Genomic DNA, 1,106 nt, shown 5'->3' with positions numbered 1-1,106 from the left:
GAGCCGCTGGAGCTGCTGGTGGAGCGGGAGCGGGCCCTGTACGGGTCGTGGTACGAGTTCTTCCCCCGCTCCGAGGGCACCCCCCAGCAGCCGCACGGCACCTTCCGCACCGCCGCCCGCCGCCTGCCGGCGATCGCCGCGATGGGCTTCGACGTGGTCTACCTGCCGCCCATCCACCCCATCGGCACCACCTTCCGCAAGGGCCGCAACAACTCCCTGACCGCCGGCCCCGACGACGTCGGGGTGCCCTGGGCCATCGGCTCCCCCGAGGGCGGCCACGACGCCGTCCACCCCGCCCTGGGCACCCTGGAGGACTTCGACTGGTTCGTGGAGCGGGCCCGCGAGCTGGGGCTGGAGATCGCCTTGGACTTCGCCCTGCAGTGCTCCCCGGACCATCCCTGGGTGCACAAGCACCCGCAGTGGTTCCGCCACCGCCTTGACGGCAGCATCGCGTATGCGGAGAATCCGCCCAAGAAGTACCAGGACATCTATCCGCTGGCCTTCGACGCCGACTTCGAGGGGCTGCTGGCGGAGACGGTGCGGGTGCTGCGGCACTGGATGGCGCACGGGGTGCGGATCTTCCGGGTGGACAACCCGCACACCAAGCCGGTGGTGTTCTGGGAGCGGGTGATCGCCGAGATCAACGCCGCCGACCCCGATGTGATCTTCCTGGCCGAGGCGTTCACCCGGCCGGCGATGATGCACACCCTGGCCCAGATCGGTTTCCAGCAGTCCTACACCTACTTCACCTGGCGCACCACCAAGCAGGAGCTGACGGAGTACCTCACCGAGCTGACCGGGGAGGCGGCCGCCTACATGCGGCCCAATCTGTTCGTCAACACCCCCGACATCCTGCACGCCTATCTGCAGCACGGCGGCCGGCCCGCCTTCGAGGCCCGCGCGGTGCTGGCCGCCACCCTCTCGCCCTCCTGGGGCATCTACAGCGGCTTCGAGCTGTGCGAGAACACCCCCGTGAAGGAGGGCAGCGAGGAGTACCTGGACTCGGAGAAGTACCAGCTCAAACCCCGCGACTGGGAGGCGGCCGAGCGCGAGGGCCGCACCCTGACCCCCCTGATCACCCGCCTCAACCACATCCGCCGCCGCCA

At 69.8% G+C, this 1,106-nt stretch carries 1 pseudogene; it reads left to right on the top strand.

The features are described from left to right. Positions 1-1,106: pseudogene (locus tag ABD224_RS28945) on the top strand (alpha-1,4-glucan--maltose-1-phosphate maltosyltransferase); the annotation flags it as partial.

The sequence above is a fragment of the Streptomyces thermoalcalitolerans genome, from assembly GCF_039525155.1.
In the GTDB taxonomy this organism is placed as follows: domain Bacteria; phylum Actinomycetota; class Actinomycetes; order Streptomycetales; family Streptomycetaceae; genus Streptomyces; species Streptomyces thermovulgaris.
The sequence above is the reverse complement of the archived record's forward strand: the minus strand, read 5'-3'. Positions and strand labels throughout refer to the sequence as shown.